The sequence below is a fragment of the Conexibacter sp. SYSU D00693 genome (assembly GCF_017084525.1).
In the GTDB taxonomy this organism is placed as follows: Bacteria; Actinomycetota; Thermoleophilia; order Solirubrobacterales; family Solirubrobacteraceae; genus Baekduia.
The window spans coordinates 1,735,066-1,761,875 of sequence record NZ_CP070950.1 but is presented as its reverse complement, the minus strand read 5'-3'; the positions used below and the strand labels follow the sequence as shown (position 1 = coordinate 1,761,875).

The window sequence follows — 26,810 nt, the reverse complement described above, 5'->3', positions numbered from 1 at the left end:
CCGCCCGTCCGCTAGAACGCCGCGTCCGCCAGCAACCCGTCGCGCTCGTCGTCGGAGGCGAAGAGGTACCGGTGGACCGCCACGAGCCCGTCGACGTCGTGGACGTCGCCGTCCAGGTGCGGGACCAGCACGGGGTCCTCGTCGCCGACCTCGTGCTTGAGCCGCTCGACCGCCGCCTCGTCGCGGCGGGCGAGGACGCGGAACTCCTCGAGGGTCTTGACGACCTTCCCCGCGAGCGCCTCGTCGCCGCCGAGCTGGGCCGCGACCTCGTCGACCGAGGGCTCGTCGTCGTCGCCGGCGAGGGGGTGGACGCGGTTGACGACGAGGCCGCCGAAGGGCATCCCGGCCTCGCGCAGGCGGCCGCGGAAGAAGATCGCCTCCTCGACGGGCTCGCGCTCCGGGGAGGTGACGATGAGGAAGGTCGTGGCGGGGTCGGCGAGGAGGGCCTTGACGCCGGCGGCGCGCTCGCGGAAGCCGTCGATGACGCCGCTGAGCGCCTTGAAGAAGACGCTGAGGTCCTGCAGCAGGTCGACGCCGGTGACGCGCTTGAAGACGCTGAAGACGACGCTCGTCCCGCGGCCCATGACCTTCGCCGCGAAGCCGCTGGGGGCGAGGAAGAGGCGCAGCGCGCGGCCCTCGAAGAAGCCCGTGAGCCGGTCGGGCGCGTCGAGGAAGTCCAGCGCGTTGCGCGACGGCGGGGTGTCGAGGACGATCGCGTCGAAGCGGTCGCTCGTCCACAGCTCGTGGAGCTTGGCGATCGCGGTGAACTCCTGGGACCCGGCGACCGCGCTGGACAGCTCCTGGTAGATCCGGTTGCCGAGGATCTCGTCGCGGGCGGCCTGGTCGGGGGACAGGCGCTCGATGAGCTCGTCGAACGTGCGCTTGGCGTCGAGCATCATCGCCCACAGCTCGCCCGGGACCTCGAGGCCGTGGCCGGCGAAGCGCGAGGGCTCCACGAGCGCCGGCTCGTTGCCCAGCTCGTCGAGGCCCAGGGCGTTGGCCAGGCGCTTGGCCGGGTCGATCGTCACCACCGCGACGCGCAGGCCCTGCGCGGCCAGGCCGAGGGCGATCGCCGCCGACGTCGTCGTCTTGCCCACGCCGCCCGAGCCGGCGCAGATGACGACGCGCCGGCCCTCGAGGCGCTCCGCGACGCTCACCGGCGCTCGAGCTCCTTCGACAGCCGCTCGAGCTCCGCGGCGCCGACCTCGGGCACGAAGAGGTGGGGGAGGGTCTGCACCGGCACGGCGCCCAGCCCGCGGCGCAGGCGCGCGACCTGCGCCCGCTGGGCCCGCGACCGCGCGGCCCCCGCGAGCGCCGCCCGCCGCGCGTGCGACGACGGCGCCAGCCCCTCGGCGACGCGCGTGGCGTCGGCGGCGCTGAAGCGCGCCGGCAGCACGCCGTTGACGACCGCCCGCGCCAGCGGCAGGCCCATCTCGCGCCCGAGCGCCTCGCGCAGGGCGAGGGTCTCGTTGACGGGCATCTCCTCCGCGCGGGCGACCGCGACGACCGCGGTCCGCGCGGGGTCGGCGAGCATCTCGTGGATCGTACGGCCCTGCCGCGCGACGGGACCGACGCGCGCCGCCTCGGCGAACGTCCGCGGGGCGGTGAGGACCGCCACGCCGTGGCCGGTCGCGGGCGCGTCGAGCACGACGAGGTCGTACGGCTCGCCGCCGCGCGTGCGCCGCTGCGCCTGCGCGAGCTCCCAGACCTTGCCGACGGTCAGCAGCTCGCGCATCCCCGGCGTCGCCGCGGCGAGCAGGCCGAACACCCGCGAGCCCGACAGGAGCTCCGCCAGCGGTCCGGGCAGCTGGTCGTCGAGGTACTCGTCCATGGCCGACTGCGGGTCGATCGAGATGTGGGCCAGCCCGTCGGCGAGGGTCCGCTCGACGAACGCCCGCCCGCCGGACGCGCCCGCCAGCGCGCGCGAGACGTCGTCGCGCCGGGCGACCTCCGCCACGATCGTCCGCCGTCCACGCCGCGCGGCGGCCAGGCCGAGGGCGGCGGCGACGGTCGACTTGCCGGTCCCGCCCTTCCCGGTGACGACGACGAGCGGGTGCGAGAGGAGCTCGTCCAGGCTCACGGCAGCGGCAGCGTGACACCCAGGCCCGGCAGGCGCAGCTCGCCCTCGTCGGCCAGCAGGACCGCGTCGCCCGGCGGCGTCGTCCACCACACCGCCAGCGACAGCCCCGACGACCCCGCGCAGAACGCGTGGGCCACGCCGGTGCCGGGGGGCCGGGCGACGAGGCTGCCACGGCGCACCGGCACGCGCTCGTCGCCGAGGACCACCTCGCCGTCGCCCTCGAGCACCACCGCCAGGACCTCCGCGACGCTGTGGCAGCGCCGCGGCCCGTCGGTCGCCCCCGGCTCGAGCCGGACGAGCTCGATGCGCGTGGTCTCGCCGGCCACCGCGCCGAGGTCGGCCAGCGCAGCCACGCCCGCGAACCGCTCGCCCGGCGCCGGGACCTCGAGCGGCGCGAGCTCGGCGTCCGCCGCGAAGGGGTGGCGCCCGTCGGCCGGCAGCCAGCGCTTGGCCGCCCACATCATCCTCGTGCGCGGCATCCACGTGAGCGACGTCCGTGACCCCTCCGCGAACGCGAGCACGTCGAGCCCCTCGTCGCCCGCGACGAGCGTGTGGGCCTCGGCGTCGCAGCGGTGCAGCAGGACGTCCCCCGCGCGGACCTCGCACGTCGCGCCGTCCTGCCACGACAGCCCCGAGCCGCGCAGGACGAGGTGGAGCTCCTCCTCGTCGGCGTGCACGTGGGGCGGCGTGGAGCGCGCGCCCGGCGCGACCTCCCAGAGCGAGACCTGGGCGCGCGCCGTGCCCAGCGCCGGTCCGATGCGCCGCCGCCGCGAGCGCAGCTCGCCCGTGTCGATCTCGCGCGCCGGCACGTCGGCGACGTGGACGACGTGGGCGCTCACTCCTCGCCGTCCCAGTAGTCGACCTGCTCGATGCGGAAGCGCACGGGGCCGATCCCGAGCTTCTGCGAGTCGGGGTAGAAGCAGACGTCCTCAGGGCGCCGCGAGCCGTAGGCGAGCAGCTCGAGCCCGCGCTCGCCCGCGTGGAACGAGTGCGCGACGCCCGTCGCCGGCGGCCGCGCCACCACTGTGCCCTCGCGCACGGGCACGAGCTCGTCGCCGAGCCGGACCCACCCGTCGCCCGACAGCACGACGAAGAGCTCCTCCTCGGCGCTGTGCCAGTGGTGGGGCATCCCGCGCGCGCCGGCCGCGACACGCAGGTGCTTGATCCCGGACAGCTCGGAGCCCAGCGCCGTCCCGAGGTCGTGGCGGCGCAGGTTCGTCGGTCCGCGCTGGACGTCGGAGGGCGGCACGTCGCCGAGCGCGATGACGTTCGGCGGACGGTCGCCGGGCAGCGGCACCTCGAGCGGTCCCGCGGCGACCTCGGCCGCGTACGGGTGCTCGAGGTCGGCGGGGATCCAGTGCGGGCCGACGCGCACGACGCCGGCGTGCGGCAGCCACGTGGGGTCCGACCCGTGGCGCAGCCCGAACGCGAGCACGTCGAGCCCGTCGTCGCCCGCGACGAGCGTGTGCGGCTCCTCGTGGATGCGGAAGCACAGCGCGTCGCCCGCGCCGATCGCGCAGGTCGCGCCGTCCTGCCACAGCAGCCCGGACCCGCCGAGGACGAAGAAGAGCTCCTCCTCCTCACCGTGGACGTGGACCGGCGTGGACCGCGCGCCCGGGCGCACCTGCGCGCGCTGCACGCCGACGCGGAACGAGCCCGCGGCGGTCCCGAGATCGCGCCACGCGCCACGCAGCTCGCCGACGTCGAGCACCTCGGCCTCGACGTCGTCCCAGTGGATCACGTGCGGATGTGCCATCCGCCGCGCACGCTATGCGACCGCGCAGACGTGCAGGAGACCGACGTCTGCCGGCGAAAGGGCACGCCGTGGAGACCGAGAGCCGCGCGAAGGTCATCGCGTTCGCCAACCAGAAGGGCGGCGTCGCCAAGACCACCACGACGCTGAACCTGGCCGTCGCCTTCGCTGAGCGCGGCGCCCGGGTGCTCTGCGTCGACATGGACCCCCAGGGGAACCTGACGATGTCCCAGGGCATCGACCCCGACGCCCTCGAGGAGTCGATGTACGACGTCCTCGTCCACCACATGCCGATCCGGCAGGTGATCCGCAAGCGCGAGGTCGACGTCGCCTGCGCCTCGATCGACCTCGCCGGCGCCGAGATCGCGATGTCCGCGCAGATCGGCCGCGAGCGCTCGCTCGAGAAGGCGTTCAAGCCGATCCTGGGCGACTACGACTTCATCTGCATCGACACGCCGCCGAGCCTCGGGCTGCTCACGATCAACGCCCTGACGGCCGCGGACAAGGTCATCGTCCCCGTGCAGTGCGAGTATCTGTCCATGCGGGGGCTCATCCAGCTCCAGAACACGCTCCAGATGATCCGGGAGAACCTCAACCCGGACGTCGAGATCGAGGGCATCCTGCCCACGCTCATGGACACGAGGACCGTCCACGCCAAGGAGGCGATCGAGATCCTCGAGGAGAACTTCGGCGACCGCGTCTTCGCCTCGCGCATCAAGAAGACGATCAGGTTCGCGGAGGCCCCCGTGAAGGGCATGTCCGTCCTCAAGTACGACCCGGACGGGATGGCCGCCCAGTCGTACCGCGACCTGGCGAAGGAGCTCCTGGCCCATGGCTAGCAACAAGCGCGCGAGCATGCGCTCCGAGGGCCCGCTGGCGGCCCTGTTCCGCAAGACCGAGGAGCTCGGCCTCGAGCCGCGCGACGACGAGGCCGCGAAGGCGCCCGAGCCGGCGACGCCGGCCGCGCGCCAGCAGCCCGGGCCCGGTGGGGGGCAGGAGCCGACCCCCGCGCCTGAGCGCGAGTACCCGCACCCGTCGCTGGGCGCGCCGGCGCCGCCCACCGCCGACACGACGCCCGCCGTGCCCTCGCCGCAGGACCGCCTGCGCCACGCCTTCTCCAGCGAGACGCCGGACGACGTCCTCGCGCCGGTCGCCCGCGAGCCGCAGCCGAGGCCCTCGCGCACGCCCTCCTCGGACCCGTACGCCCGCGGCGACGCGCTGTTCTCGACCCCCGCCGACCCGGTCGCCGGCCAGCCCGTCCTGCGCGTCGTCGGCGTCGGCGGCGCCGGCGTCAACGCGGTCAACCGCATGGTCGAGGCGGGCGTCGGCGGCGTCGAGTTCCTCGCCGTCAACACCGACCTGCAGTCGCTGCAGTCCTCGACCGCGGACATCACGCTGCACATCGGCCCGCACGTCACCCGCGGGCTGGGCGCCGGCTCCAACCCGGAGCTGGGCCGCCAGGCCGCGATGGAGGAGTACGACAAGGTCAAGGCGCTGCTCAAGGGCAGCGACATGGTCTTCATCGCCGCCGGGGCCGGCGGCGGGACGGGCACGGGCGCCGCCCCGGTCGTCGCGCGCATCGCCCGCGAGATCGGCGCGCTGACCGTCGGCATCGTCACCAAGCCGTTCGGCTTCGAGGGCACCCGCCGCTCGCTGGCCGCCGACCAGGGCGTCCAGGCGCTGGCGGAGGAGGTCGACACCCTCATCGTCGTGCCGAACAACCGGCTGCTGAGCGTGCTCGAGAAGGGCACGTCGATGGTCGAGGCCTTCCGGGTCGCGGACGACGTCCTGCGCCAGGGCGTCCAGGGCATCTCCGACCTCGTGACCCTGCCGGGCATCATCAACCTCGACTTCGCGGACGTGCGGACGATCATGTCCGACGCCGGCCCGGCGCTCCTGGGCATCGGCATGGGCACCGGCGAGGACCGCGCGGTCGAGGCCGCCCAGCAGGCCGTCAGCTCCCCGCTGCTGGAGACGAGCGTCGAGGGCGCCAAGTCGATCCTGCTGTCCATCACCGGCGGCACGTCGCTGTCGCTGTGGGAGGTCAACGAGGCGGCCAAGGCCGTCGCCGAGGCCGCTCACCCGGACGCGAACATCATCTTCGGCGCGATGGTCGACGAGGACCTCGGCGAGCAGGTGTGGGTCACGGTCGTCGCCACCCGCTACTCGGACGTCCGCGCGTCCCAGCGCCGGCGGATCGAGGAGCCCGCCGGCGAGCCGCGGGTCGAGCGCCGCACGCCGCCGCGCGTCGGCGCGCCCGCGCCGCGCCGTGGTGGGCTCGGCGTCGACGAGCTCGACGTGCCCGAGTTCCTGCCGCGACGCTGACGCCGGCCTGCGCGTGCGAGGCTGACGCCCGATGAGCGCGGGCGTCGTCGCCGCCGGGCACCCGACCACGGCCGCCGTGGGCGCCGACGTGCTGCGCGCGGGCGGGACGGCCGTCGACGCGGCGATCGCGGCGTGCCTGGCGTCCTGGGCGTGCGAGCCGCTGCTCACCGGCCCGGGTGCCGGCGGCTACCTCATGGTCGCCGGCCCGGGGATCGCGCCGGCCCTGCTGGACTTCTTCGTCGCCGCGCCGAGCGGCGGCGAACGCGCGCCGCTCACGACCGTCGAGGTCTCGTTCGGCTCGGCGGTGCAGCCGTTCCACGTGGGGGCGTCGTCGTGCGGGGTACCGGGCTGCCCGGCCGGCCTGGAGGAGGCGGCGCGCCGGTGGGGGACCTTCCCGCTGCGCGACCTCGCGGCGCCCGCGGTCGAGCTCGCCCGCGCCGGCGTCGTGCTCAACGCCCAGCAGGCCTACGTCTTCGAGATCCTCGCCGCGATCCTCGTCTCGACGCCCGAGGCGCGGGCGGTCTTCGCGCCGGGTGGCGAGGTCCTGCGCGAGGGGGAGCGCTTCGAGAGCCCCGAGCTGGCGGACACGCTGGAGCGCTTCGGCGCCGAGGGCGCGGCGCCGTTCCTCACCGGCGACCTCGCGGCAGCGACGGTCGAGGCGGTCCAGTCGCGCGGCGGGACGCTGACCGCGGCGGACCTCGCCGGCTACCGGGCGCAGGCGCGCGAGCCCGCCCGCGTGGGCTACCGCGGGCGCGAGGTCCTGCTCAACCCGCCGCCGTCGGCCGGCGGCATCCTCCTCGCGCTGGCGTTCGCCGCGCTGGACCGCACCGACGGCCCGCCGCGCCCCGCCGACCTCGTGGCCGCGATGGAGGACGTGCAGCGGGCGCGGACGGCGGCGTTCGACGAGGGGCTCGCCGAGCCCGGCTTCCTCGAGCGCTTCCTCGCGGCGAACCTCGGCTCGACCACGCACGTCTCCGTCGTCGACGGGGCAGGTCGCGCCTGCGCGGTGACGTGCACGAACGGCGAGGGCTCGGGGGTCGTCGTCCCCGGCACGGGCATCCACGTGAACAACGTCATGGGGGAGGAGGACCTCAACCCGCAGGGCTTCTTCGTCGCTCCGCCCGGCCGCCGGATGCCGTCGATGATGGCCCCGACCGTCCTCACCGACCCGGCGGCCCCCGACGGCGGCGTGCAGCTCGTCCTGGGCTCCGCCGGCTCCAACCGCATCCGCTCCGCGATCCTCCAGACGGTCGTGGGCGTCGTCGACCACGGGCGCGAGACGTCCGACGCCGTGACCGCGCCCCGGCTGCACGTCGAGGACGGGGTCGTCTTCGCGGAGCCCGGGCTCGACCTGGCGGGCCTCGGCCGCCGTGAGGTCGTGGAGTTCGCGGCGCCCAACCTCTTCTTCGGCGGCGTGCAGGCGGTGGGGCGCGACCCGCGGACCGGCCGGCTGACCGGCGCGGGCGACCCGCGACGCGGCGGCGCGGTGGTGGTCGCGTGAGCCGCCGGGCGCTCGGCGCGGCCCTCGCCGCCGCCATGGTCGCTGCGGGCTGCGGCGAGGGCGGCCCCCCGGCCGACCTCTTCGTCGTGGAGCGCTCGGGCAGCGTCCCCGGCGCGCGGCTCGAGCTGCGCCTCACCGACGACGGCGGCGCGTACTGCAACGGCGGCGAGCGCCGGGAGGTCTCCAGCGCGCAGCTGCTCGAGGCGCGCGAGCTGCAGCGCGAGCTCGACGGGGACCCGAAGGAGGAGGGCGACCGCGGGCTGGCCGACGACGGCTTCCGCGCGGGCGCCAAGCCCGACGGCGCCGGCGGCCTGCGCACGATCTTCAGCTATCGGGTGCGCTCGGAGGACGGGACGATCAGCTTCGCCGACACCTCCACCGGCCCCGGCGACGTCCTCCCGCGGTTCGTCAAGCTCACACGCGACGTCGCCCGCGGGCCCTGCGGCCTGCCGCGCTGAGCCATCAGCGGCGCTGATGGCTGGTGGCACGAACTCGTGCTTCCGCCGATGGCTGCGCGCTGAGAGGATCGAGGCGTGCCCCGCCGCGCCCTCGGACTCTTCGCGATCGCCGCGGCGCTCTGGGGCGCGTCGTACCTCTTCATCAAGGTCGGCCTCGAGGACGGCCTCAGCGAGCCGGTGATCATCTTCGTGCGCACCGCGCTCGGGGCGATCGTGCTCGTGCCGCTCGGCCTGCGCGCCGGGGCGCTGCCGGCGCTCCTCGAGCGCCGGGGCTCGACCGTCGCGCTGGCGCTCCTGCAGGTCGTCATCCCGTTCGGGCTCATCACCTGGGGCGAGCGGTGGATCGACTCGGGGCTGGCGGGCGTCCTCGTGGCCAGCGCGCCCGTCTTCCTGGCGATGATCGCGCCGTTCCTGGCACCCGACGAGTCCAGCCACGGCATGGCGCTCGTCGGCATCGTCGTGGGGATCGTCGGCGTAGGCGCCCTCTTCGGCGCGGACCTCAGCGGCGACGCCGAGGCGCTGGCCGGCGGGGCGATGGTGGTCGGCGCCGCCCTGAGCTACGCGTTCGCCGTCCTGCTCGTCAAGCGGCGCTTCGCCGGCGTCCCGGCCGTCGGCGTCGCCGCCTCGACCATGGTCGTCAGCGCCGGGCTGTGGCTCCCCGCGGCGCTGGTCTCGCTCCCGGACACGGCGCCGCACGCCGACGCGATCGCCTCGATGGTCGTCCTCGGCGCGGGCGGGACCGGCGTGGCCTTCTACGCCTTCTACACGCTCATCGCCGAGTACGGCCCGGCGCGCGCGTCGCTGGTCGCCTACGTGGCGCCGGCGTTCGCGGTCGCCTACGGGGTGGTGCTGCTCGACGAGCCGCTCACGGCCGGCGTCCTCATCGGCCTGGTGCTCGTCCTGCTGGGCTCGTGGCTGGCGGCGGGCGGCGGCGTCAGCCGAAGCGGACCTTCCCGTTCGAGCGCGCCCGCGCCTGCGCGCGCTCGATGAAGTCCAGCCGCTTGAGGGCGGCGCGGAACAGCCGTGTCACCAGCCGCAGCCGCGCGTTCTCCGAGCGCAGCGCCAGCAGCCCCTGCTTGGCCTCGAGGCCGAAGTCGACGGTCGCCGCCATCGCGTAGGCGTCGAGCACCGCGAGGTCGCCGGGCTCGAGGACCTTGTCCGTCGCCTGCTCGACGAGCTCGCCGTAGGCCTCGTGGGCGGCGTCGCGCGTCGGCTCGTGGGGCTCCTCGGCCTTGTCCTCGAGGAACTCGACCGTCCCGCTGGGCCACGCGCGGTCGGGACGCTCCTCGACCAGGCGGAACGGGCGGGTGCCGCGGCAGACGATGTCCATCCGCCCATCCTCGTGGCGCTCGAGGACCTCGTCGACCACGAGCGCGCAGCCCACCTCGCGCTGGCCCTCGCCGTCCACGAGGACGATGCCGAACTCGCGCTCCTGCTCCAGGCACAGCGCGATCATCGCCTTGTAGCGCTCCTCGAAGACGTGGAGGGGGACCAGCTCGTGGGGGAGCGCGACGAGGCCGAGGGGGAACAGCGGGAAGTCGCGCTGCAGGCGCTCCGGCATCGCGGCCGAGTCTACGGTCCTCCTGCGGACGTGCGCGCGCCGTCCTGACCGCCGGTCGTCGCAGAGGCCCTCGGCGACGAGCGGCGGCGACCGATGGCACCCTGATGCCCCAGCGCGTCGTCCAGCTCGCCACCGAGGTGAGCGGTCTGGCCACCGAGAAGCTGCAGGCCATCGAGGACGTGGCCGACCGGACGCAGATGCTGGCGATCAACGCGCGCATCCAGGCGGCGCACGCCGGCGACCGCGGCGCCGCGTTCGCCGTCGTGGCCGAGGAGGTGGGCGACGTCGCCCGGCACGTGCGCGAGCTGTCGTCCGGCCTGACCGAGGAGCTCACGCCGCGTGTCGAGGAGATCGACGCGCTCGGTCGCCACCTGGTCGAGCAGGTCCCCGGCCAGCGTGCCGCCGACCTGGCCCTCAACGCCGTGGAGCTCATCGACCGCAACCTCTACGAGCGCTCCTGCGACGTGCGCTGGTGGGCGACGGACTCGGCGATGGTCGACGCCTGCGCCGACCCGCAGGACGCCGTCCGCGCCCAGCACGCCTCCCGGCGCCTGGGCGTCATCCTCGCCGCCTACACGGTCTACGTCGACCTCTGGGTCGCCGACCGCGACGGGACGGTCATCGCCCACGGCCGGCCCGACCGCCATCCCGGCGTCGCGGGCTCGAGCGTCGCGGACGCCTCGTGGTTCCAGCGCGCGATGGCGACCCCGGACGGCGACGCCTACGTCGTCGACGACATCACCCGCCTGCCGGCGCTCGCCGACGCCCCCGTCGCGACGTACGCGACCGCGGTCCGCGCCGGTGGCGAGTCGCGCGGCGAGCCGATCGGCGCCCTGGGGATCTTCTTCGACTGGGGCCCGCAGGCGCAGGGCATCGTCGAGGGGCTGCGCCTCAGCGACGAGGAGCGCGAGCGCACGCGGGCGATGCTCGTCGACGCCGACGGGCTCGTCCTCGCGGCCTCCGACGGCCAGGGCATCCTCGAGGAGCGCTTCCGGATCGCGACCGACGGGCGCGAGAGCGGCTTCTACGGCGAGCGCGACCGGATCGTCGGCTTCGCCCACACCCCCGGCTACGAGACCTACGCCGGCCTCGGCTGGTACGGCGTGCTCGTGCAGCGCCGCAAGGACGTCGCGTAGGTCACACGCCGCCCCGGCGCAGGCGCTGCGCCGATGCGTGACCATCCGCTGAGACGGTTCGCCCGCGCCGGGTACCGGCCACCTGATGCCGAACGTCCAGGCCGTGGCCTTCGACCTGAACGGCACGCTGCTCGACCCGGCGGCGCTGGCCGAGCCCTGGAACGGCGGCGCCCCCGAGGGCTTCGGCCGCCGGGCGCTCGCCGACGCGCTGGGCCTCGCGTGGGTCGACACGCTCCACGGAGGCTTCCGGCCGCTGCCCGACCTGCTGCAGGGCGCGCTGGCGCGCCAGGCCGAGCTCGCGGGGCTCGACCCGGCGAAGGTCCCCGAGGCGATGGAGCGCGCGAAGGCGCTGCCGCCGTTCGCGGACGCCGCACCGGCGCTGCAGCACGTGCGCGACGCGGGCCTGCGCGTCGTCGTCGTGACGAACTCGGCGGCCGTCGCGGCCCGCAGCGCACTCGACGCGGCCGACCTGCTCTTCCTCGTCGACGAGGTCGCGGGCGTCGACGCGGTGCGCGCCTACAAGCCGTCGCCCAAGGCGTACACGATCGGGCCCGAGCCCGAGACCAGCTGGTTCGTCGCCGCCCACTGGTGGGACGTCACGGGCGCCCGGCGCGCCGGCTACCGGACGGCGTGGGTGGAGCGCGGCGACGGGCCGCTCATGCCGACGGTCCCCGAGCCCGACGTGCGGGCCGCGACCGTCCTGGAGGCCGTGCGGGAGATCGTGTAGACCGCGTCCGCGGCGGGGAGCTTGAGCGCGATGCGCGTCGCCGTCCTGGGCACGGGGATCATGGGTGCGCCCATGGCCCGCAACCTCCTGCGGGCCGGGCACGAGGTCGTGGTGTGGAACCGGACGGCCGAGAAGGCCCGCGCCCTCGAGCCCGACGGCGCGACGGTGGCCGACGACCCGGTGGGCGCGCTGCACGGCGTCGACGCCGTGATGACCATGCTCACCGACGGCGCCGCGGTCGAGGCGGTGGCCGACGCGACGGGCCCCGGGCTCGCGGGCAAGCTCTGGTGGCAGGCGTCGACCGTCGGCATGGAGGCCACCCAGGCGCTGGCCGAGCTGGCGGCGCAGCGCGGTGCGACGTTCGTCGACGCGCCGGTGCTCGGGACGAAGGCGCCGGCCGAGCAGGGCTCGCTCGTCGTCCTCGCCTCGGGCGCGGACGAGGCGCTGGACCGCGCGCAGCCGCTGTTCGACGCGTGCGGGTCCAGGACGATGCGCCTCGGCGGCGCGGGCACCGGCACGCGGCTCAAGCTCGTCGCCAACCACTGGGTCGCCCTCGTGGTCAACGGGCTCGCCGAGACGCTCGCGCTGGCCGAGGGCCTGGGGCTCGACGGCCACACCTTCCTCGAGGCGATCGACGGCGGCCCGCTCGACCTCGGCTACGCGCACCTCAAGGGCCCGGGGATGCTCGACCGCGACCTCCCGGTCGCCTTCCCGCTGCGCCACGCCCTCAAGGACGTCGACCTCCTGCTGCGCGCCGCGCACCTGCACGACGTCGACCTCGGCCTCGCCCCGGCGATGCGCGAGCGCTTCTCGCGCGCCGTGGACCAGGGCCTCGGCGACGCCGACCTCGCGGCGGTCTTCGAGGTCAGCCGGCCTTCGTCGCGCTGACCATCAGGTTGTAGAAGATGGCCGGCGGGAGGCGCGGCTCGAGCAGCAGCCGGTCGACGTGCTGCAGGCCGATGTAGCCGCGGTACGCGTACAGCTTCCAGGCGAAGGGGACGGTCTCGGGGTCGGCGGTCGACTCGAGCGCGCGGTTGGCCCAGCCGAACCAGTTGGCCAGCAGCTCCTCGCCGCGCACCTTGACGTCGGCGAAGCCCGCCTCGCGCGGCCAGCGCGCGAGGTCGTCGGGGACGAAGGCGTGGACGTCGACCTGCGACTCGAGCTGGTGGTTCTCGGCGCCGCCGTCGCTGTGGCCCTCCTCGGCGGGCTCGGCGCGCATCGCGGCGCGCCACACCGGCGCGACGCGGGCGGCGGCGCGCTTGGGGACGTCGGCGATGCGGTCACCCACGCGCGAGGGCTCGCCCGCGAACACGACCCGCCCGCCGGGACGCAGGACCCGGAGGAACTCGCTGAAGGCCTGGTCGAGGTGGGGGAGGTGGTGCAGGACGGCGTGGCCGAGCACGAGGTCGAAGCTCTCGTCGGGGAAGGGCAGGCGCTCCGCGTCGCACACCGCGGTCTCGACGTCGAGGCCCAGCCGCGCCGCGTTGCCCTCGAGGACGCTGACCATGCCCGGCGAGATGTCGGTCGCCGTGGCCTGGCCGACGATGCCGGCCTGCAGGAGGTGCAGCGAGAAGTAGCCGGTCCCGGCACCGATCTCGAGCGAGCGCGGGAAGTGGCCGAGCTGGCCGCCGAGCGCCTTGCGCACCTTGCCGAGCACCTGCGTGCGCCCGATCTGGCCCCAGTCGATGCCCCACTTGGCGTCGTAGCTCGCTGCCGCGCCGTCGTGGTAGCGGGTGTTGACGTCGCGGATCTCCTCCGCCGTGGCCGGGGCCGTCATGGCGGGGCAGGGTACCGACGCGTTCCCCCGGGCGATCGCTAGCGTCCTGCGCCCCGATGGCCGAGGCCGAGCAGCTCTACCTGCAGCGCGACCAGCCCGAGGGCGTGCCCCCGCTCGCCCTCACCGGCGAGCGCACGCTGCCCGACGTGCCGGAGGAGAACTACTGGTTCCGCCGGCACCTCGTGGTCTACGACTGGATCGCCGGGCGGGTCGGTGGCCAGAAGGTCGTCGACATGGCCTGCGGCGAGGGCTACGGCTCCGACGTGCTGGCGCGCACGGCCTCCGAGGTCGTCGGCGTCGACGCCAACCCGGAGGCCCACGAGCACGCGCGGCTGCGCTACTCGCGCGACGGCCTGCGCTTCGCCCGCGACCTCGTCGAGACCTTCGACGAGCGCTGCGACGCGGTCGTGTTCCTCCAGACGATCGAGCACGTCCAGAACCCCGACGAGGTCCTCGAGCGGTTCAAGGCCCTGGTGGCCGGCAGCGACGGCGGTGCCGTGTACGTCTCGACGCCCAACGTGCTGACGCTCGCGCCGGAGGGCGCGGAGAAGTCGGGCAACCCGTGGCACGTCAAGGAGTACCGCCCGGAGGAGTTCCGGGCGCTGTGCGAGGCGCACTTCTCCTCGGTCGAGCTCCTCGGGCTGTTCCACGCGCGCAAGCTCGCCTGGCACCAGTTCGCCATCGAGCGGCTGGGCTGGGACACCGTCCACGCGAAGCTCGGACTCACGAAGCGCTTCTACGACTGGTTCACCCCGGCGATCGCCACGTCGGACTTCACGCTCACGGCCGACCGCCCGCTCGAGGGCGCGCTCGACGTCCTCGCCGTCTGTCGCCCGTGAGCGGGCGCGCCGAGGGGCGCCTCGCGGTCGTCCTGCACTCCCACATGCCCTACGTCGAGGGCTTCGGGACGTGGCCCTTCGGCGAGGAGTGGCTCTTCGAGGCCGCTGCGACGAGCTACCTCCCGCTGCTCGACCTCCTCGACGCCGGCGCGCCCGTGACGCTGTCGGTCACGCCGGTGCTCGGCGACCAGCTCGCGGCCCCCGGCGTCCACGAGCGGCTGCTGGCCTTCCTGCGCGAGCTGCGGGTGACGACGCACGAGCTCGACGCCGCCGGCTGTCGCGAGACGGGCCGCGAGGACCTCGCGGTCGAGGTCGAGCGGGCGGCGGGCGACTACCGCTGGGCCGCCGCGCGCCTGGAGGAGCTGGGCGACGGCGGGCTCGGCGCGGCCCTGCACCGCCACGCGGCCTGGACGAGCGGCGCGACGCACGCGGTCCTGCCGCTCGTGGCGACCGACGCCGGCGTGCGGCTGCAGCTGCGCACGGGGATCGCGGCGCACCGCGCGCGGGTCGAGGCGGCGGGCGGTCCGGCCTGGGCGGGCGGCCTCTGGCTGCCCGAGTGCGCCCACGCGCCGTGGCTCGACGCCCTGCTCGAGCAGGCCGGCGTCCACGCCACCTGCGTCGACCTCACCGACGTCTTCGGGCTGGGCGCCGAGGAGCACCTGCGCCCGGTCCGCACGCAGGACGGTCCGCTGCTCGTCCCGATCGACCGGCTCGTCCTCGAGCTGCCGTGGAGCGACGGCGGCTACCCGGCGGGCGCCGCGTACCGCGACAGCCACAACCGCACGGTCCACCACCACAAGCCATGGGCCAACGACGGCGCGGTCTACGACCCCGACCGCGCGCTCGAGCAGGCCCGCGCCGACGCCCGGGACTTCGTCGCGCGCGTGCGCGAGCGCGTGCGCGCGGGAGGCCTCTCCGTCTGCGCCCTGGACACCGAGCTCCTGGGCGACTGGTGGTACGAGGGCGTGCACTGGCTGCGCTTCGTCCTCGAGGAGGCGGCGTGCACCGGCCTGGAGGTCGTCCGCCTCGACGACGCCCTCGCCGACCCGGCCCTCGAGACCGCCGGCCCCGACGCCGCCCCGGCGCGACCCACCACGTGGGGCCAGCCCCGGGACCTCTCGACCTGGAGCGGCCCGCAGGTCGCCGACCTCGCCTTCGACCTGCGCGACGCCGAGCTGCGCGTCCTCGCCGCCGGTGCGGACGCCGACGAGCGCGCGGTGCGGGAGCTCCTGGCGCTGCAGTCCAGCGACTGGGCCTTCCAGGTCACGCGCGACACCGCCGGCCCGTACCCGCGCGAGCGAGCCGCTGGACACCGGCGCGCGCTGGACGCGGCGCTGGCGGCGCCGGGTGGCTGCGACCCGCGCGTGCGGGGGCTGGCGCCGTGGGTCGAGCCGGGGTGGTTGCTGGAGCCGTAGGCGTCGTGGCGTGCCGCTCGGGCGTTGGGCGGGGTGCGAAGCGCGCGCTGGTTCGCACTGAGGAGGGGAAGGTCGCGTCCGTCGCCGGGTTCGCGGGGCGGTCTCGGGGTGCGGAGGGGGGCGAAGTTGGGAGGTGATCTGCCTCGTGCATGTAGTGGATGCAAGAGGGATCGCACCTCTGCTGGATCGCCAGTTCGGGCTGGTCACGCGCCGACAGCTGCTCGGGCTCGGGTGGGGTCGCGGAGCGATCGCCCACGCGCTGCGCACCGGCTGGCTGCACCGCGTGCACGACGGGGTGTTCTCCGTCGATGCTCGTCTGAGCCCGCACGCGCGCTGGCTGGCGGCGACGCTCGCCACCGGCGGGGTCCTCAGCCACGTCTCGGCCGCCGCCCTGCACGGCCTCATCAGGGACCGCACGATCGACGTCGAGATCTCCAAGACCTCATCGCTCAAGCCGCGACAGGGCATCGTGGTCCACCGCCCGCGCGACCTCCCGCCCGGGGACGTCATGTCCAGATCGGGGATCCGCACCACCACCCCGACCCGCACGATCGTCGACCTCGCCGAGACCCTCGACCAGTGGCGGGTCCTGGACGTCGCCCACGAGGCCCTGCACCGCAAGGTCCTCGACGTCGACCGCCTGCGCCGCCAGCCCCTCCAAGGACGCAAGGGCGCGGCCTCCCTCACTGCCCTGCTGCAGCGCCTCGCCGACCGCGAGCACTCCGCGCTGGAGTCCGCCCTCAAGACCCTCTGCGAGCACGCCGGGCTCCCGGCCCCCACGCCGCAGTACGCCCTGAGCGACCGCCACCACGCCGACCTCGCCTGGCCCGACCGCCAGCTCCTGGTCGAGGCCGACAGCTGGACCTTCCACGGCAACCAGCGCCAGTGGCAGCGCGACCACGACCGCGACCTCACCGCCGCCACCAAGGGCTGGCGCACGATCCGCATCACCCACGCGCAGGTCCACGACCAGCCCGCCAACGTCATCGCCGCGCCTCGCGCGGCGCTGGCCGCCCCCTAGCGCCCCGCGAAGAACGCCCGCTCGGCCACGCCGAGCTCGGTGGCCGGCTCCTCGCCGAACCACCACTCGCGCCCGATCGCGCACCAGTTGCGCGTCGCCTCGAGCCGGCCGAGGACGCCCAGGACCCCGAGGAGCATGCGCTGGCCCATGAGCTCGTCGGCGGGGAGGTTCTGGGAGCGGCGGATCGCGGCGTACTTCGAGCGCGGGTCGGAGATCGCGGCGATCGCCTTCATGACGCGACGGGCGTCGATCGTGACCTCGGTGTCCTCCAGGTACCAGCCGCCCACGGCGCGCGTGTGGGCCATGAGGAGTTCGGCGTCGAGGCGCTCGGCCTTGCGCAGGTAGCCGATGTCGTCCAGCGCCTTGCGCAGGCCCTCGGGGTCGTCGTCGAGGGCGGCGCGGATGGCGAGGACCTCGAGGTCGATCTGGGCCTGGTCGAGGTGCTTGGTCATCCCGAAGTCCAGGAACGCGACCCGGCCGTCGCCCAGCGCGAGGTAGTTGCCCGGGTGCGCGTCGGCGTTGAAGTGGCGGATGTGGTGCAGCGAGCCCAGGTGGAAGCGGAAGACGACCTCGCCGAAGCGGTCCTTGTCCTCCTGGCTCCAGGTCGTGCGGATCTCCTCGAAGCCGATCCCGTCCTCGACCCACTCGGTGACCAGCACGCGCTCGGCCGACAGGGAGGTGTGGACGTCCGGGACCACGACGAACGGGTGGCCGCGGTACGCGCGGGCGAACTGGCGCTGCTTCTGGGCCTCGAGCTCGTAGTCGAGCTCCTCGAGCACGCGCTCCTTGAGCTCCGCGGCGGCGGACTTCGCGTCGAGCCCCGGGGCCAGCGCCTTGGCCATGCGCATGAGCAGGCCGGCGTTCTGCATGTCGGCCGCCAGCGCCCGCGCGACGTCCGGGTACTGGACCTTGACCGCGACGGCGCGGCCGTCGGGCAGCACGCCGCGGTGGACCTGGCCGATCGAGGCGGCGGCCCGCGCGTCGTGCTCGAGGTCCTCCAGCACGCGCTCGGGCGCCTCGCCCCACGCCTCCTCGAGGACCTCCTTCACCCGGGACCACTCCATCGGCGGCGCGCTGTCGCGCAGGGCCGCGAGCTGGTCCTGGTAGATGGCCCGGTACTCGTCGGGCAGGAGGTCGACGTCGACGAAGGACGCGAGCTGGGCGATCTTCATCGCCGCGCCGCGCAGCGTCCCGAGCGTCTTGACCATCCGCTCGGCGGCCTCGAGGTGGGCCTCGGCCTCGTCGTCGCCGCGCAGTCGCGCCTTGGCGACCGCGGCACCGCCGGCGCCGAGCGCGCCGCCCACCGCGGCGGTCCGCCGGATCCGTCCCGTGGGCAGTCGCGGGCTCATCGCGCGCCGAGCCTAGTGGGGGTCGCCCCCACCCGCCACCACTGACTCGCGTTCATCCGCTGACATCGGGGCGCGAGCGGCGCCGCGCCAGTGCCGATGCCAGACCCGCGGACGCCCGCGCCACCCAGGCGCTCGGCGGACGCCGTCCCTCCCCACCCCCGACAGGACACGCGCAGCACGGCGGACCCACCGCGGTGAGGCGTCGGTCCCCCGAGGCATGCCCGCAGCCCCACGTCCCACGGCGCCGTCCCACGGCGCACCAAGCGGAGTGCTCGCCGACCACCCAGTCGGCATCCCGCTCCTGCGCACCTTCCTCGCGGCCGCCCCCGTGCCGGCGTACATGCTCGACGCGCGCGGCACCGTGCTCGGCGCCAACCGGGCGTTCTGCGCGCTCGTGGGCGCCGCGCCGGACGGCGTCGAGGGCGCCCGGCGCGAGGACGTCACCGCCCTGCTCGAACCGCTGGTGGAGGACGTCGGGCAGCTGCGCGCCACGGCCAACCGCCTGCGCTGCGTGCCCGGCGGCGCCTTCGAGGACGTCCTGCGCCTGCGCGACGGCCGCGTCCTGCAGCGCATGGTGCGCCCGCTCGCGCTCGCCGACGACGCCCGCGGATGGGCCGTGGCCTTCCACGACGTCACGGCGCTCTCCCGCGCAGCCGACGCCGCCGAGGACCACACCGCGCGCCTGCGCGCCGCCGAGCAGCTCGCCGGCCTGGGCAGCTGGGAGTGGGAGCCCGACACCGACGTCGCCTGGTGGTCGGACGAGCTGCACCGCATCGCCGGGGTCGACCCCGGGACCTTCGTCCCCTGCCGGGGCTCGGCCGTCGAGGCGCTGCACCCCGAGGACCGCCCGATCTTCGAGGCCGCCCTGGAGCGCTCCACCGCCACGGGGGCGCCGGTCGACTGCGAGGTCCGCGTGCCACGCGAGGACGGCGAGCGGATCGTCCACATCCGCGCCGTCACCGACACGACGCCCGACGGTCGCGTCGCGCGCCTGCGCGGCACCGTCCACGACCGGACGGAGGAGCGGCGCAAGGACACCGTCCTGCGCCACACCCGCCAGCGCCTGGAGGCGGCGTTCGACGGCTCGCCGATCGGCGCGGCGCTGCTGGACATGGCCGGGCGCGTGACCCGCGCCAACGCCGCGTTCGCCGCCCTCGCCGGCGAGCCGCAGGACGCGCTGACCGGCAAGGACGTCGGGCGCCTCGTCCACCCGGACGACCTGCGGCGCGCACAGGCCAACCTCGAGCGCCTGGTCGCCGGCGAGCTCGACCACCTCCGCGACGAGCTGCGCCTGCGCGCGCCCGACGCGCAGGGCGGCGAGCGGTGGGTCGCCATCGCCAGCTCGATCCTGCGAGACGCCTGCGGCGCGCCGCGCGAGATCCTGCTGCACACGAACGACGCGACGGAGCGCCGGCGCTCGCTGGCCTCGCTCGAGCACCGGGTGAGCACCGACGCGCTCACTGGCCTGCGCACCGCCGGCGCGTTCGCCGGCGACGTCGCCGCCGCCCTGCAGGACGGCGCGACCGGCGCGGTCCTCGTGCTCGACCTCGACCGCTTCAAGGCCGTCAACGACGCCTTCGGCACCGCCGCGGCGGACGACCTGCTGACCGGCGCCGCCGCCCGCCTGTGCCGCGCCGCCCACGAGATCGCGCCCGACGGGCCCGTCGTGGTGGCGCGCAGCGGCGGTGACGACTTCGCCGTCTTCCTCCCGGGCGTCGCGACGCCGGTCGCCGCGCACGACGCCGGCGAGGCGCTGCGGCGGGCCGTGGCCGAGCCGGTCGACCTCGGCGGCACCGAGGTCACGCTCGGGGCGACCGCCGGCGCCGTGCTCGCCCTGGAGGCCGACGCGACCGTCGAGGACCTCCTGCGCGAGGCGCGCGCCGCCCTCACCTCCGCCAAGGACGCGGGCCGCGGCGTCACCGTCGTCTTCGACGACGCCGCCCGCGCCGCCCTGGCCGACGACGCCGCCCTCGAGCGCGACCTGCGCCGCGCCATCGCCGGCGGCGGGCTGTCGCTCGCCTTCCAGCCCGTGGTGCAGACCGACGACGGCTCGGTGGCGGGGCTCGAGGCGCTGGCCCGCTGGCACCACCCCCAGCGCGGGGACGTCTCGCCCGGGCGCTTCATCCCGCTCGCGGAGCGCAGCGCGCTCATCGTCCCGCTCGGCTGGTGGGTCCTCGAACGCGTGGTCGAGCGCGTCGCCGCGTGGCGGGCCGAGCACGGCGCCATCCCCGTCGTCGGGGTCAACGTCGCCCCTCAGCAGCTCGCCCAGCGCGACTTCTGCTCGCGGCTGCGGGCGCTGCTCGACCACCACGGCGTGCCGCCCACCTCGATCCTGCTCGAGATCACCGAGCGCGAGGCCTTCGACCACGCCGGCGGCATGCTGCGCGAGATCGAGGACGCCGGCATCCCGCTCACCATCGACGACTTCGGCACCGGCTTCTCGTCGTTCGGGAGCCTCCACGCGCTGCCGGTCTCGTGCCTGAAGCTCGACCGCTCGTTCGTCCGCGGCCTGCCGGAGGACCCGCAGGCCGTCGCGATCGTCGACGCGATGGTGCGCATGAGCCGCGCGCTCGGCGTCGTCCTCGTCGTGGAGGGCGTCGAGACGACCTCGCAGCTGGAGGTGGTGCGCGCGCTGGGCGCCAGCCTCGTGCAGGGCTTCCTCTTCGCCCGGCCGCTCCCGGAGGCGCAGGTCGACGACGTCCTCGCCCACGGCCTGCCCGAGGCGCGAGAGCGCGCGGTGCCGGTGCGGGGCGCGACCATCACCCTCGGCGAGGCGGCGGTCCGCCTCGGCGTGTCCGACAACACCGCCCGACGCTGGGCCGACCAGGGCCGGCTGCCCGCGGTCCGCACCGCCGGCGGCCACCGCCGGTTCCGTGCCAGCGACGTGGCGCAGCTGGCCGACGGCGGTGCCCCCGGGGCGCAGCTGCGCGCGCCGCGGCCGCCCGAGTCGGCGCTGCCGGCGCTGGCGGCCGCGCTCGTCGAGCGGCGCGACCGGCTGGTCGAGCTCGCCGTCCGCTCGGCCTTCGAGCACGGCCAAGGCGCCGGCTGGTACGTCACCGACGCCGGCAGCCGGGCGCTGCAGACGTGGGTGGAGCAGGTCGCCGTCGCGGCCGGGGCGGGCGACTTCGCGCTGGTGCGCGAGGCCACCCGCCAGCACCGCCGCATCGCCCGCTTCGCGGGGACGCGGCTGGTCGAGACGGCGACGGTCCTCGAGGCGCTGTGCCAGGTGATGCGCCCGGTGCTCCTCGACGTCGCCGGCGGCGAGGCGGAGGCGGCGGGCCTGGCGCGGCTGGCCGCGCTCGTCCGGCGCGGCGTCCTCGAGGACGACGAGCGCTAGACCTGCGGCGCGAAGGCCGCGGCGGGCTCGACGAGCAGGGCGGCGAGGCTGCCCAGGGCGCCGACGGTCATGCGGGAGGGGTGGAGGAGGTGCTTGAGCATCTGGTCGTGGAGGTCGTGGAAAGGGGGTGCCGGCGGAGGGGGGGGGGGGGGGGGGAGGCCGCCGGCGTGGGACCCAGGATGCGGGCCATCCGCGGGCGGCGCCCGCGGGTGGGAGGTTGGACGGTGAGGCTGGGAGGTTGCGGGAGGTCCGGACCCTCCGTGGGAGGTTCCGGACCTCCGCAGCCGCTAGCCGATGAGGCGGCCCTGGCCGCGCGACGGCTCGAAGTCGGCGTCGCCCGTGAACACCGCGCTGTAGCCGCCGCCGAGCAGCACGGCGAGCGTCTGGCTCAGCTGCCAGGCGCAGCGCGCGTAGCCGTTGGCGTCCGTCGTGGCGGTGCAGGCCGGCTGGCCGCCCGTCAGGAACGTCACCTTCTTGCCGGCGATCGGCGCCCCGTCGCCCGCCCGGCGCAGCGTCGCGCTGTAGCTGATCTTGATCTGCAGCGGCAGGCCGCTGATCTTGATCGTGGGCGGGACGTCGAGCCGCGTGGCGACGGAGATCGACGTGATCGTGATCCGGACCTTGGCCGTCGCGCTCGCGCCCGACGGGTCGGTCACCTTGTAGGTGAGCTCGTCCGTGCCGTGGTAGTCGGCGGCCGGCGTGTAGCGGCACAGCGCGGCGGCGCACTGGACCTGGCCGTGGTCGGGACCGTCGACGATCGAGAACGACAGGGCGTCGCCGTCGATGTCGTTGCCCAGCAGGGCCACGTCCACCGGCGTGTCCTCGTCGGTGGCCGCCGAGACGTCCTGGGCGGTCGGCGCGTCGTTGACCGGCGCGATCGTGATCGTGACCTCGCCCTCGTCCGTGCCGCCGTGGCCGTCGTCGGCCCGGAAGGCGAACGAGTCGGCGCCGTTGGCGTTGGCGTTCGGGACGTAGCGGCAGTCGCCGTCGGCCTCGCAGGTCACGGTGCCCTTCGTGGCGGGGCGGCTGACCGTGTAGGTCAGGCTGTCGCCGTCCACGTCGGTGCCCCGGACCTCGAACAGCGAGGTGGCGTCCTCCTCGGCGGCCAGCGTCCGGTCGGTGGCGACCGGGGCGTCGTTGGCCGGGCGCACGGTCACCGCGACGTCCGCGAGGTCGCTGCCGCCGTGGCCGTCCTGCACGCGGACGCGGAAGGCGTCCGGGCCGGCGTAGTCCGCCGCGGGCGTGTAGCGGCAGGTCAGGCCCTCGCAGGCGACCGTGCCGTGGCCGGGCTCGTCGTCGACGACCGCGGCGAGCGTGTCGCCGTCGACGTCGTTCGCCGCGATCGCCACGTCGACCGGCGTGTCCTCGTCGGTCTGCGCGGTCCCGTCCTGGGCGACGGGCGCGTCGTTGACCGGGCGGACGGTCACCGTGACCGTGCCCTGCGCCGTGTCGCCCTCGCCGTCGGACACCGCGTAGCGGAACGTGTCCGTGCCGTGGAAGTCGGCCGCGGGCGTGTAGCGGCACGTGATGCCCTCGCAGGCGACCGCGCCGTGCTCGGGCTCCTCGGCCACGGTGGCCGTGAGGTCGTCGCCGTCGGCGTCCGCGACCGGGAGGTCGACGTCGACCGCGGTGTCCTCGTCGGTGGTCGCCGTCGTGTCACTCGCGGTGGGGGTGTCGTCGACCGGCGCGACGGTGACGTCGATCCGGCCGCTGTCGGTGCCGCCGTGGCCGTCGCTCACCACGAAGGTGAAGGCGTCCGCGCCGTGGAAGTCCGCGGCCGGCGTGTACGTGCAGGTCGCGCCGTCGCAGGTGACCGTGCCGTGAGCCGGGGTGCCCGGGGTGAAGGTGAGCTCGTCGCCGTCGAGGTCCTGGGCCTGGAGCGTCACGTCCGCGGCCTCGTCCTCGTCGGTCGAGAGCTCGCCGTCCTGGGCGACCGGCGCGTCGTTGACCGGGTCGACGGTCACCGTGACGGTCGCCTGGCCGCTGCCGCCCTCGCCGTCGCTCACCGTGTAGGTGAAGGCGTCGGCGCCGTTGAAGTTCGGCTCGGGCGTGTAGGTGCAGCCCGGGCCGTCGCACTCGACGGTGCCGTGCTCGGCCGCACCGGCGACGTAGGTCAGCTGGTCGCCGTCGACGTCGGCCCCGAGCAGCGTGACCCCGACGTCCTCGTCCTCGTCGGTCGAGATCGCGCGGTCCTGCGCGGTCGGCGCGTCGTTGACCGGCGCGACGATGACGTCGATCCGGCCCGTGTCCGAGCCACCCTCGGTGCCGTCGCTCACCGTGAAGGTGAAGGCGTCGGCACCGTGGAAGTTCGGCGCGGGCAGGTAGGTGCAGGCCGCGCCGTCGCAGGAGACGGTGCCGTGGGCCCCGTCCTGCGCGGTGAACGTCAGCGCGTCGCCGTCGACGTCCTGGGCGGCGAGGGTGATCGGCGCAGGCGTGTCCTCGGTCGTCGTGACGAGCTGGTCGTTGGCGACCGGCGCGTCGTTGACCGGGGTGACCGTGAGCCGGACGGTCGCCGAGTCCGCACCGCCGTTGCCGTCGAAGGCGAAGTACGTGAACTCGTCGGTGCCGTGGAAGTCGGCGTCCGGCGTGTACGTGCAGCCCGCGGCGGTGCAGGAGACGTCGCCGTGCGACGGCGCCTGCGCGGCGTAGGTCAGCGTGTCGCCGTCGGGGTCGCTGCCGAGGAGCAGGAGCTCCACCGCGGTGTCCTCGTCGGTCGTCGCCGTGACGTCCTGGGCGTTCGGCGCGTCGTTGACCGCCGCGACGATGAGGTCGACGCGGCCGGTGTCGGTGCCGCCGTTGCCGTCGGAGACCGTGAAGTCGAACCCGTCGGTGCCGTTGAAGTTCGGCGCCGGCGTGTACTCGCAGTCCTCCTCGTCGCAGGCCAGCGTGCCGTGCTCGGGCGCGCCCGCGTCGAACGTCAGGTCGTCGCCGTCGACGTCCTGGCCGCTGAGGTCGAAGCGCACGTCCTCGTCCTCGTCGGTCGTGACGGTCTGGTCGTTGGCGACCGGGGCGTCGTTGACGGGGTCGACCGTGACCGTCACGTGGCCGGTGTCGGACGCGCCGTCGTCGTCGGTGGCGGTGACGTCGAACTCGTCGGTGCCCGCGAAGTCGGCGTCGGGCGCGTAGGTGCAGGTCGTGGCGCCGCAGGTGACGGTGCCGTGGGCCGCGTCGGTGGCCGACAGGGTCAGCGTGCCGTCGTCGGCGTCGGATGCGGGCGGCGTGAACGTCACGTCGCTGTCCTCGTCGGTGGTGATCGAGGTGTCCTGGACGACCGGCGCGTCGTTCACCGGCGAGACGGTGATCGAGACGGTCGCCTCGTCGGTGCCGCCGTGGCCGTCGCTCACCGAGAAGGTGAACGAGTCCTCGCCGCTGAAGTTCGCGGCCGGCGTGTAGGTGCAGTCCGCGCCGTCGCACGCGAGCGTGCCGTGCTCGGGGTCGCCTGCGTCGAACGTCAGGTCGTCCCCGTCGACGTCGGTGCCGGCCAGCTGGAGCTCGAGCGGCGTGTCCTCCGCGGTCGTCGCGGTCGTGTCACCGGCCGACGGGGCGTCGTTGACCGCGTTCACCGTCACCGTGACGTGGCCGGTGTCCGAGCTCGTGCCGTCCGAGGCCGTGTAGTCGAACTCGTCGGGGCCGCTGAAGTCGGCGTCGGGCGTGTAGGTGCAGGTGGTCGCGCAGTCGACCGTGCCGTGGGCCGGGTCGGTGGCGCTCAGCGTGAACGGGCCGTCGGGGTCGGAGGCCGGCGGCGTGAAGGTCACCGGGGTGTCCTCGTCGGTCTCGATCGAGGCGTCGCCGGCGGTCGGCGGGTCGTTCTGCGCCGTGACGGTGACCGTGACGACGCCGGCGTCCGTGCCGCCGTGGCCGTCGGAGACGGTGAACGGGAAGGCGTCCTCGCCGGAGAAGTCTGCGTCGGGCGTGTAGGTGCAGTCCGCGCCGTCGCACGCGACGGTGCCGTGCTCGGCTTCGCCGGCGGCGAACGCGAGGCTGTCGCCGTCGACGTCCGTGGCGGTCAGCGTCACGTCGACCGGCGTGTCCTCGGCCGTGGTGATCGACGTGTCGCCGGCGGACGGGAGGTCGTTCACGGCGTCGACCGTCACGGTGACGGTGCGGACCGGGCTCAGCGCCATGCCGTCGTTGGCCTGGTAGGTGAAGCTCGTCGTGCCCGACCAGTTGGCGGGCGGCGTGTACGTCGCGGTCCCGCCCGAGAGCGACACCGTGCCCGTGCCCGCCGCCGGCTGGCCGACCGCGTAGGTCAGCGCCGACGGGAAGCTGTCGGCATCGGCGCCCTGGAGGGCGATGGCCTTCGCCGTGTCCTCGTCGGTGGAGGTCGAGATGTCGCTCGCCGTCGGTGCCGCGTTCACGCGGACCTGGAAGGAGTCGTTGGCCTCGCGGCGCAGGTCGTCGGCGGCGTCGACCGCGCCGTTGTCGAACACGCGCGCCCGCACGGTCTTGATGCCGGGCGTGCTCGTGTCCACGGCCTGCTGGAGGGCGGCGCCGCTGATCGGGTCCTGGTAGAGGACGCTGCCGTTGTTCTGCGGCGTCGTGAAGACGGTGCGCTCGAACGCGCCGTTGTTGTCGGCGTCCCACTCGATGACCTGCGGGTCGCCGTTCGTGCCGACGTCGGACGCCGTGGCGGAGACGGTCGCGGGCTGGCCGACGTTCACCGCGCTCGGGCCGCTGAGGTCCAGCGACGGCGCGTTCGTCTCGTTGACCATGACCGAGCCGATGCGCCAGTAGCGGTCGTCGTCGTTGCAGTTGGTCTCGCCGCAGAGCCGGCCCTCCACGACGTACACGCCGCGCGTCGGGAAGCTCGCGCCGTAGGTGCGGTCGGTGTTGTCGTCGGCGTTCCAGTTGCCGCTGTCGGTGATCGCGCCGTCGTTCAGGCGCCGGGCGCGCCAGAGGATGTAGTCGCAGGCGTCGTTGTCGCCCGAGGAGTCGCCGTCGTCGCAGCGGAACGAGAAGTTGACGTTCTGGCCGGGGGTCGCCGTCGAGGCGCTCTGGCCCCAGGACTCCAGCGCGCTGTAGTCCGTGCGGGCGAGGCAGTCGCCGTTCTCGGTGATGCGCACGTTCTGCGAGACCGAGCCGGAACGCTCGCCGCTGCTGTCGACGACCCGGAAGCGCAGGGGGAGGTCGCGCCGGCGGGTGGCGCCGCCGGCGATGGGACAGCTGAAGCCGCCGGGGTCCGGCGGGGAGAAGGTGAAGCGCACGACGGACGACTGCAGGCGGTTGCTCGCGCCGCCCAGCGTCTGGGCGGTGACGCCGGTGACGCCCACGCCGCCGGTGTCGTCGTTGCCGTTGTAGTCCTGGTCGATGGCCAGGCCGGTGACGCGGCGGCCCGGGTCGTGGCGCACGACGAACGTGACCGCGACCTGGCGGTTGTTCTTGTTGACGCCCTCGGACTCCCGCCAGGTGGTCCCGCCGGTGTTGTTGACGATGACGGGCGCAGCGGCCTCCGCCGCCTGCGCACCGATGCCCAGACCCACGATCGCGGCGACCGCCGCGACGACCCGTCGTGCCACTGTCCTGCTCCCCCT

General features: G+C 75.1%; 20 protein-coding genes. 12 read left to right on the top strand and 8 right to left on the bottom strand.

Annotation, left to right across the window (positions count from 1 at the left end):
• Positions 1 to 11: 11 nt before the first annotated feature.
• From JUB12_RS08785 to JUB12_RS08770, 4 genes are read right to left on the bottom strand one after another with little or no spacing between them, the layout of a single operon-like run.
• Complete coding sequence (locus JUB12_RS08785) at positions 12 to 1,157, bottom strand: ArsA-related P-loop ATPase (protein WP_205699244.1); 1,146 nt, start codon at positions 1,155 to 1,157, stop codon at positions 12 to 14.
• On the bottom strand, positions 1,154 to 2,080 hold the full coding sequence (locus tag JUB12_RS08780; RefSeq protein WP_205699243.1) for an ArsA-related P-loop ATPase: 927 nt from the start codon (positions 2,078 to 2,080) through the stop codon (positions 1,154 to 1,156). Before JUB12_RS08780 ends, JUB12_RS08785 begins: the two co-directional genes overlap by 4 nt.
• On the bottom strand, positions 2,077 to 2,919 hold the full coding sequence (locus JUB12_RS08775) for a cupin domain-containing protein (protein ID WP_205699242.1): 843 nt from the start codon (positions 2,917 to 2,919) through the stop codon (positions 2,077 to 2,079). The genes JUB12_RS08780 and JUB12_RS08775 overlap by 4 nt, the downstream gene beginning before the upstream one ends.
• Positions 2,916 to 3,836 (bottom strand): cupin domain-containing protein, encoded by a 921-nt coding sequence (locus tag JUB12_RS08770; RefSeq protein ID WP_205699241.1) that lies wholly within the window; start codon positions 3,834 to 3,836, stop codon positions 2,916 to 2,918. Before JUB12_RS08770 ends, JUB12_RS08775 begins: the two co-directional genes overlap by 4 nt.
• A gap of 68 nt (positions 3,837 to 3,904) precedes the next feature.
• Between JUB12_RS08770 and JUB12_RS08765 the strand changes: the two genes are divergently transcribed.
• The 5 genes from JUB12_RS08765 to JUB12_RS08745 all read left to right on the top strand — a co-directional run bounded on the left by JUB12_RS08765 (position 3,905) and on the right by JUB12_RS08745 (position 9,107).
• On the top strand, positions 3,905 to 4,672 hold the full coding sequence (locus JUB12_RS08765; protein ID WP_241004468.1) for a ParA family protein: 768 nt from the start codon (positions 3,905 to 3,907) through the stop codon (positions 4,670 to 4,672).
• 379 nt (positions 4,673 to 5,051) lie between these two features.
• Positions 5,052 to 6,158 (top strand): cell division protein FtsZ, encoded by a 1,107-nt coding sequence (ftsZ, locus tag JUB12_RS08760; RefSeq protein WP_371822326.1) that lies wholly within the window; start codon positions 5,052 to 5,054, stop codon positions 6,156 to 6,158.
• Between the two features lie 31 nt (positions 6,159 to 6,189).
• Positions 6,190 to 7,659, top strand: coding sequence for a gamma-glutamyltransferase family protein (locus JUB12_RS08755; RefSeq protein ID WP_205699238.1), 1,470 nt, complete (start codon positions 6,190 to 6,192; stop codon positions 7,657 to 7,659).
• On the top strand, positions 7,656 to 8,117 hold the full coding sequence (locus tag JUB12_RS08750) for a hypothetical protein (RefSeq protein WP_205699237.1): 462 nt from the start codon (positions 7,656 to 7,658) through the stop codon (positions 8,115 to 8,117). The genes JUB12_RS08755 and JUB12_RS08750 overlap by 4 nt, the downstream gene beginning before the upstream one ends.
• Before the next feature lie 75 nt (positions 8,118 to 8,192).
• A complete protein-coding gene (locus tag JUB12_RS08745; RefSeq protein WP_205699236.1) occupies positions 8,193 to 9,107 on the top strand; it encodes a DMT family transporter in 915 nt (304 codons plus the stop codon).
• Here JUB12_RS08745 and JUB12_RS08740 read toward each other — a convergent pair.
• Positions 9,052 to 9,678 (bottom strand): LON peptidase substrate-binding domain-containing protein, encoded by a 627-nt coding sequence (locus JUB12_RS08740; protein WP_205699235.1) that lies wholly within the window; start codon positions 9,676 to 9,678, stop codon positions 9,052 to 9,054. The two genes, JUB12_RS08745 and JUB12_RS08740, sit on opposite strands and share 56 nt — an antisense overlap.
• Before the next feature lie 104 nt (positions 9,679 to 9,782).
• On the opposite strand from JUB12_RS08740, the gene JUB12_RS08735 reads away from it, so the two are divergent.
• The 3 genes from JUB12_RS08735 (at position 9,783) to JUB12_RS08725 (ending at position 12,429) form a co-directional block, all read left to right on the top strand.
• Positions 9,783 to 10,814 carry a methyl-accepting chemotaxis protein gene (locus JUB12_RS08735; protein WP_205699234.1) on the top strand — a complete coding sequence of 344 codons (1,032 nt, stop codon included), beginning with the start codon at positions 9,783 to 9,785 and terminating at the stop codon, positions 10,812 to 10,814.
• Between the two features lie 85 nt (positions 10,815 to 10,899).
• Positions 10,900 to 11,541: an HAD-IA family hydrolase gene (locus JUB12_RS08730; RefSeq protein WP_205699233.1), complete on the top strand. Its 642-nt coding sequence runs from the start codon at positions 10,900 to 10,902 to the stop codon at positions 11,539 to 11,541.
• Positions 11,542 to 11,562: 21 nt separating this feature from the next.
• Positions 11,563 to 12,429, top strand: a complete 867-nt coding sequence (locus tag JUB12_RS08725) for an NAD(P)-dependent oxidoreductase (protein ID WP_256436573.1) — start codon at positions 11,563 to 11,565, stop codon at positions 12,427 to 12,429.
• Here the strand turns inward: JUB12_RS08725 and JUB12_RS08720 are convergent.
• Complete coding sequence (locus tag JUB12_RS08720) at positions 12,407 to 13,318, bottom strand: class I SAM-dependent methyltransferase (RefSeq protein WP_205699231.1); 912 nt, start codon at positions 13,316 to 13,318, stop codon at positions 12,407 to 12,409. The genes JUB12_RS08725 and JUB12_RS08720 overlap by 23 nt on opposite strands.
• Positions 13,319 to 13,374: 56 nt before the next feature.
• Here JUB12_RS08720 and JUB12_RS08715 point away from each other — a divergent pair, with 56 nt between their 5' ends.
• From JUB12_RS08715 to JUB12_RS08705, 3 genes are all read left to right on the top strand, one after another.
• Complete coding sequence (locus tag JUB12_RS08715) at positions 13,375 to 14,157, top strand: bifunctional 2-polyprenyl-6-hydroxyphenol methylase/3-demethylubiquinol 3-O-methyltransferase UbiG (RefSeq protein ID WP_205699230.1); 783 nt, start codon at positions 13,375 to 13,377, stop codon at positions 14,155 to 14,157.
• Positions 14,154 to 15,572, top strand: a complete 1,419-nt coding sequence (locus JUB12_RS08710) for a 1,4-alpha-glucan branching protein domain-containing protein (protein ID WP_205699229.1) — start codon at positions 14,154 to 14,156, stop codon at positions 15,570 to 15,572. The genes JUB12_RS08715 and JUB12_RS08710 overlap by 4 nt, the downstream gene beginning before the upstream one ends.
• Before the next feature lie 133 nt (positions 15,573 to 15,705).
• Positions 15,706 to 16,593 (top strand): type IV toxin-antitoxin system AbiEi family antitoxin domain-containing protein, encoded by an 888-nt coding sequence (locus JUB12_RS08705; RefSeq protein ID WP_371822297.1) that lies wholly within the window; start codon positions 15,706 to 15,708, stop codon positions 16,591 to 16,593.
• On the opposite strand, the gene JUB12_RS08700 is transcribed toward JUB12_RS08705, so the two are convergent.
• A complete protein-coding gene (locus JUB12_RS08700) occupies positions 16,590 to 17,942 on the bottom strand; it encodes an AarF/ABC1/UbiB kinase family protein (protein WP_205699227.1) in 1,353 nt (450 codons plus the stop codon). The genes JUB12_RS08705 and JUB12_RS08700 overlap by 4 nt on opposite strands.
• Positions 17,943 to 18,210: 268 nt before the next feature.
• Between JUB12_RS08700 and JUB12_RS08695 the strand changes: the two genes are divergently transcribed.
• On the top strand, positions 18,211 to 21,279 hold the full coding sequence (locus JUB12_RS08695; RefSeq protein ID WP_205699226.1) for an EAL domain-containing protein: 3,069 nt from the start codon (positions 18,211 to 18,213) through the stop codon (positions 21,277 to 21,279).
• 287 nt (positions 21,280 to 21,566) lie between these two features.
• Here JUB12_RS08695 and JUB12_RS08690 read toward each other — a convergent pair whose 3' ends face one another.
• Positions 21,567 to 26,795 carry an Ig-like domain-containing protein gene (locus tag JUB12_RS08690; RefSeq protein ID WP_205699225.1) on the bottom strand — a complete coding sequence of 1,743 codons (5,229 nt, stop codon included), beginning with the start codon at positions 26,793 to 26,795 and terminating at the stop codon, positions 21,567 to 21,569.
• Positions 26,796 to 26,810 lie beyond the last annotated feature (15 nt).

Bases quoted from the DNA above. Each gene is read 5' to 3' on its own strand.
- JUB12_RS08700 (WP_205699227.1), bottom strand. From the start codon at position 17,942: ATGAGCCCGCGACTGCCCACGGGACGGATCCGGCGGACCGCCGCGGTG.
- JUB12_RS08770 (WP_205699241.1), bottom strand. From the start codon at position 3,836: ATGGCACATCCGCACGTGATCCACTGGGACGACGTCGAGGCCGAGGTG.
- JUB12_RS08740 (WP_205699235.1), bottom strand. From the start codon at position 9,678: ATGCCGGAGCGCCTGCAGCGCGACTTCCCGCTGTTCCCCCTCGGCCTC.
- JUB12_RS08720 (WP_205699231.1), bottom strand. From the start codon at position 13,318: ATGACGGCCCCGGCCACGGCGGAGGAGATCCGCGACGTCAACACCCGC.
- JUB12_RS08730 (WP_205699233.1), top strand. From the start codon at position 10,900: ATGCCGAACGTCCAGGCCGTGGCCTTCGACCTGAACGGCACGCTGCTC.
- JUB12_RS08735 (WP_205699234.1), top strand. From the start codon at position 9,783: ATGCCCCAGCGCGTCGTCCAGCTCGCCACCGAGGTGAGCGGTCTGGCC.
- JUB12_RS08755 (WP_205699238.1), top strand. From the start codon at position 6,190: ATGAGCGCGGGCGTCGTCGCCGCCGGGCACCCGACCACGGCCGCCGTG.
- JUB12_RS08715 (WP_205699230.1), top strand. From the start codon at position 13,375: ATGGCCGAGGCCGAGCAGCTCTACCTGCAGCGCGACCAGCCCGAGGGC.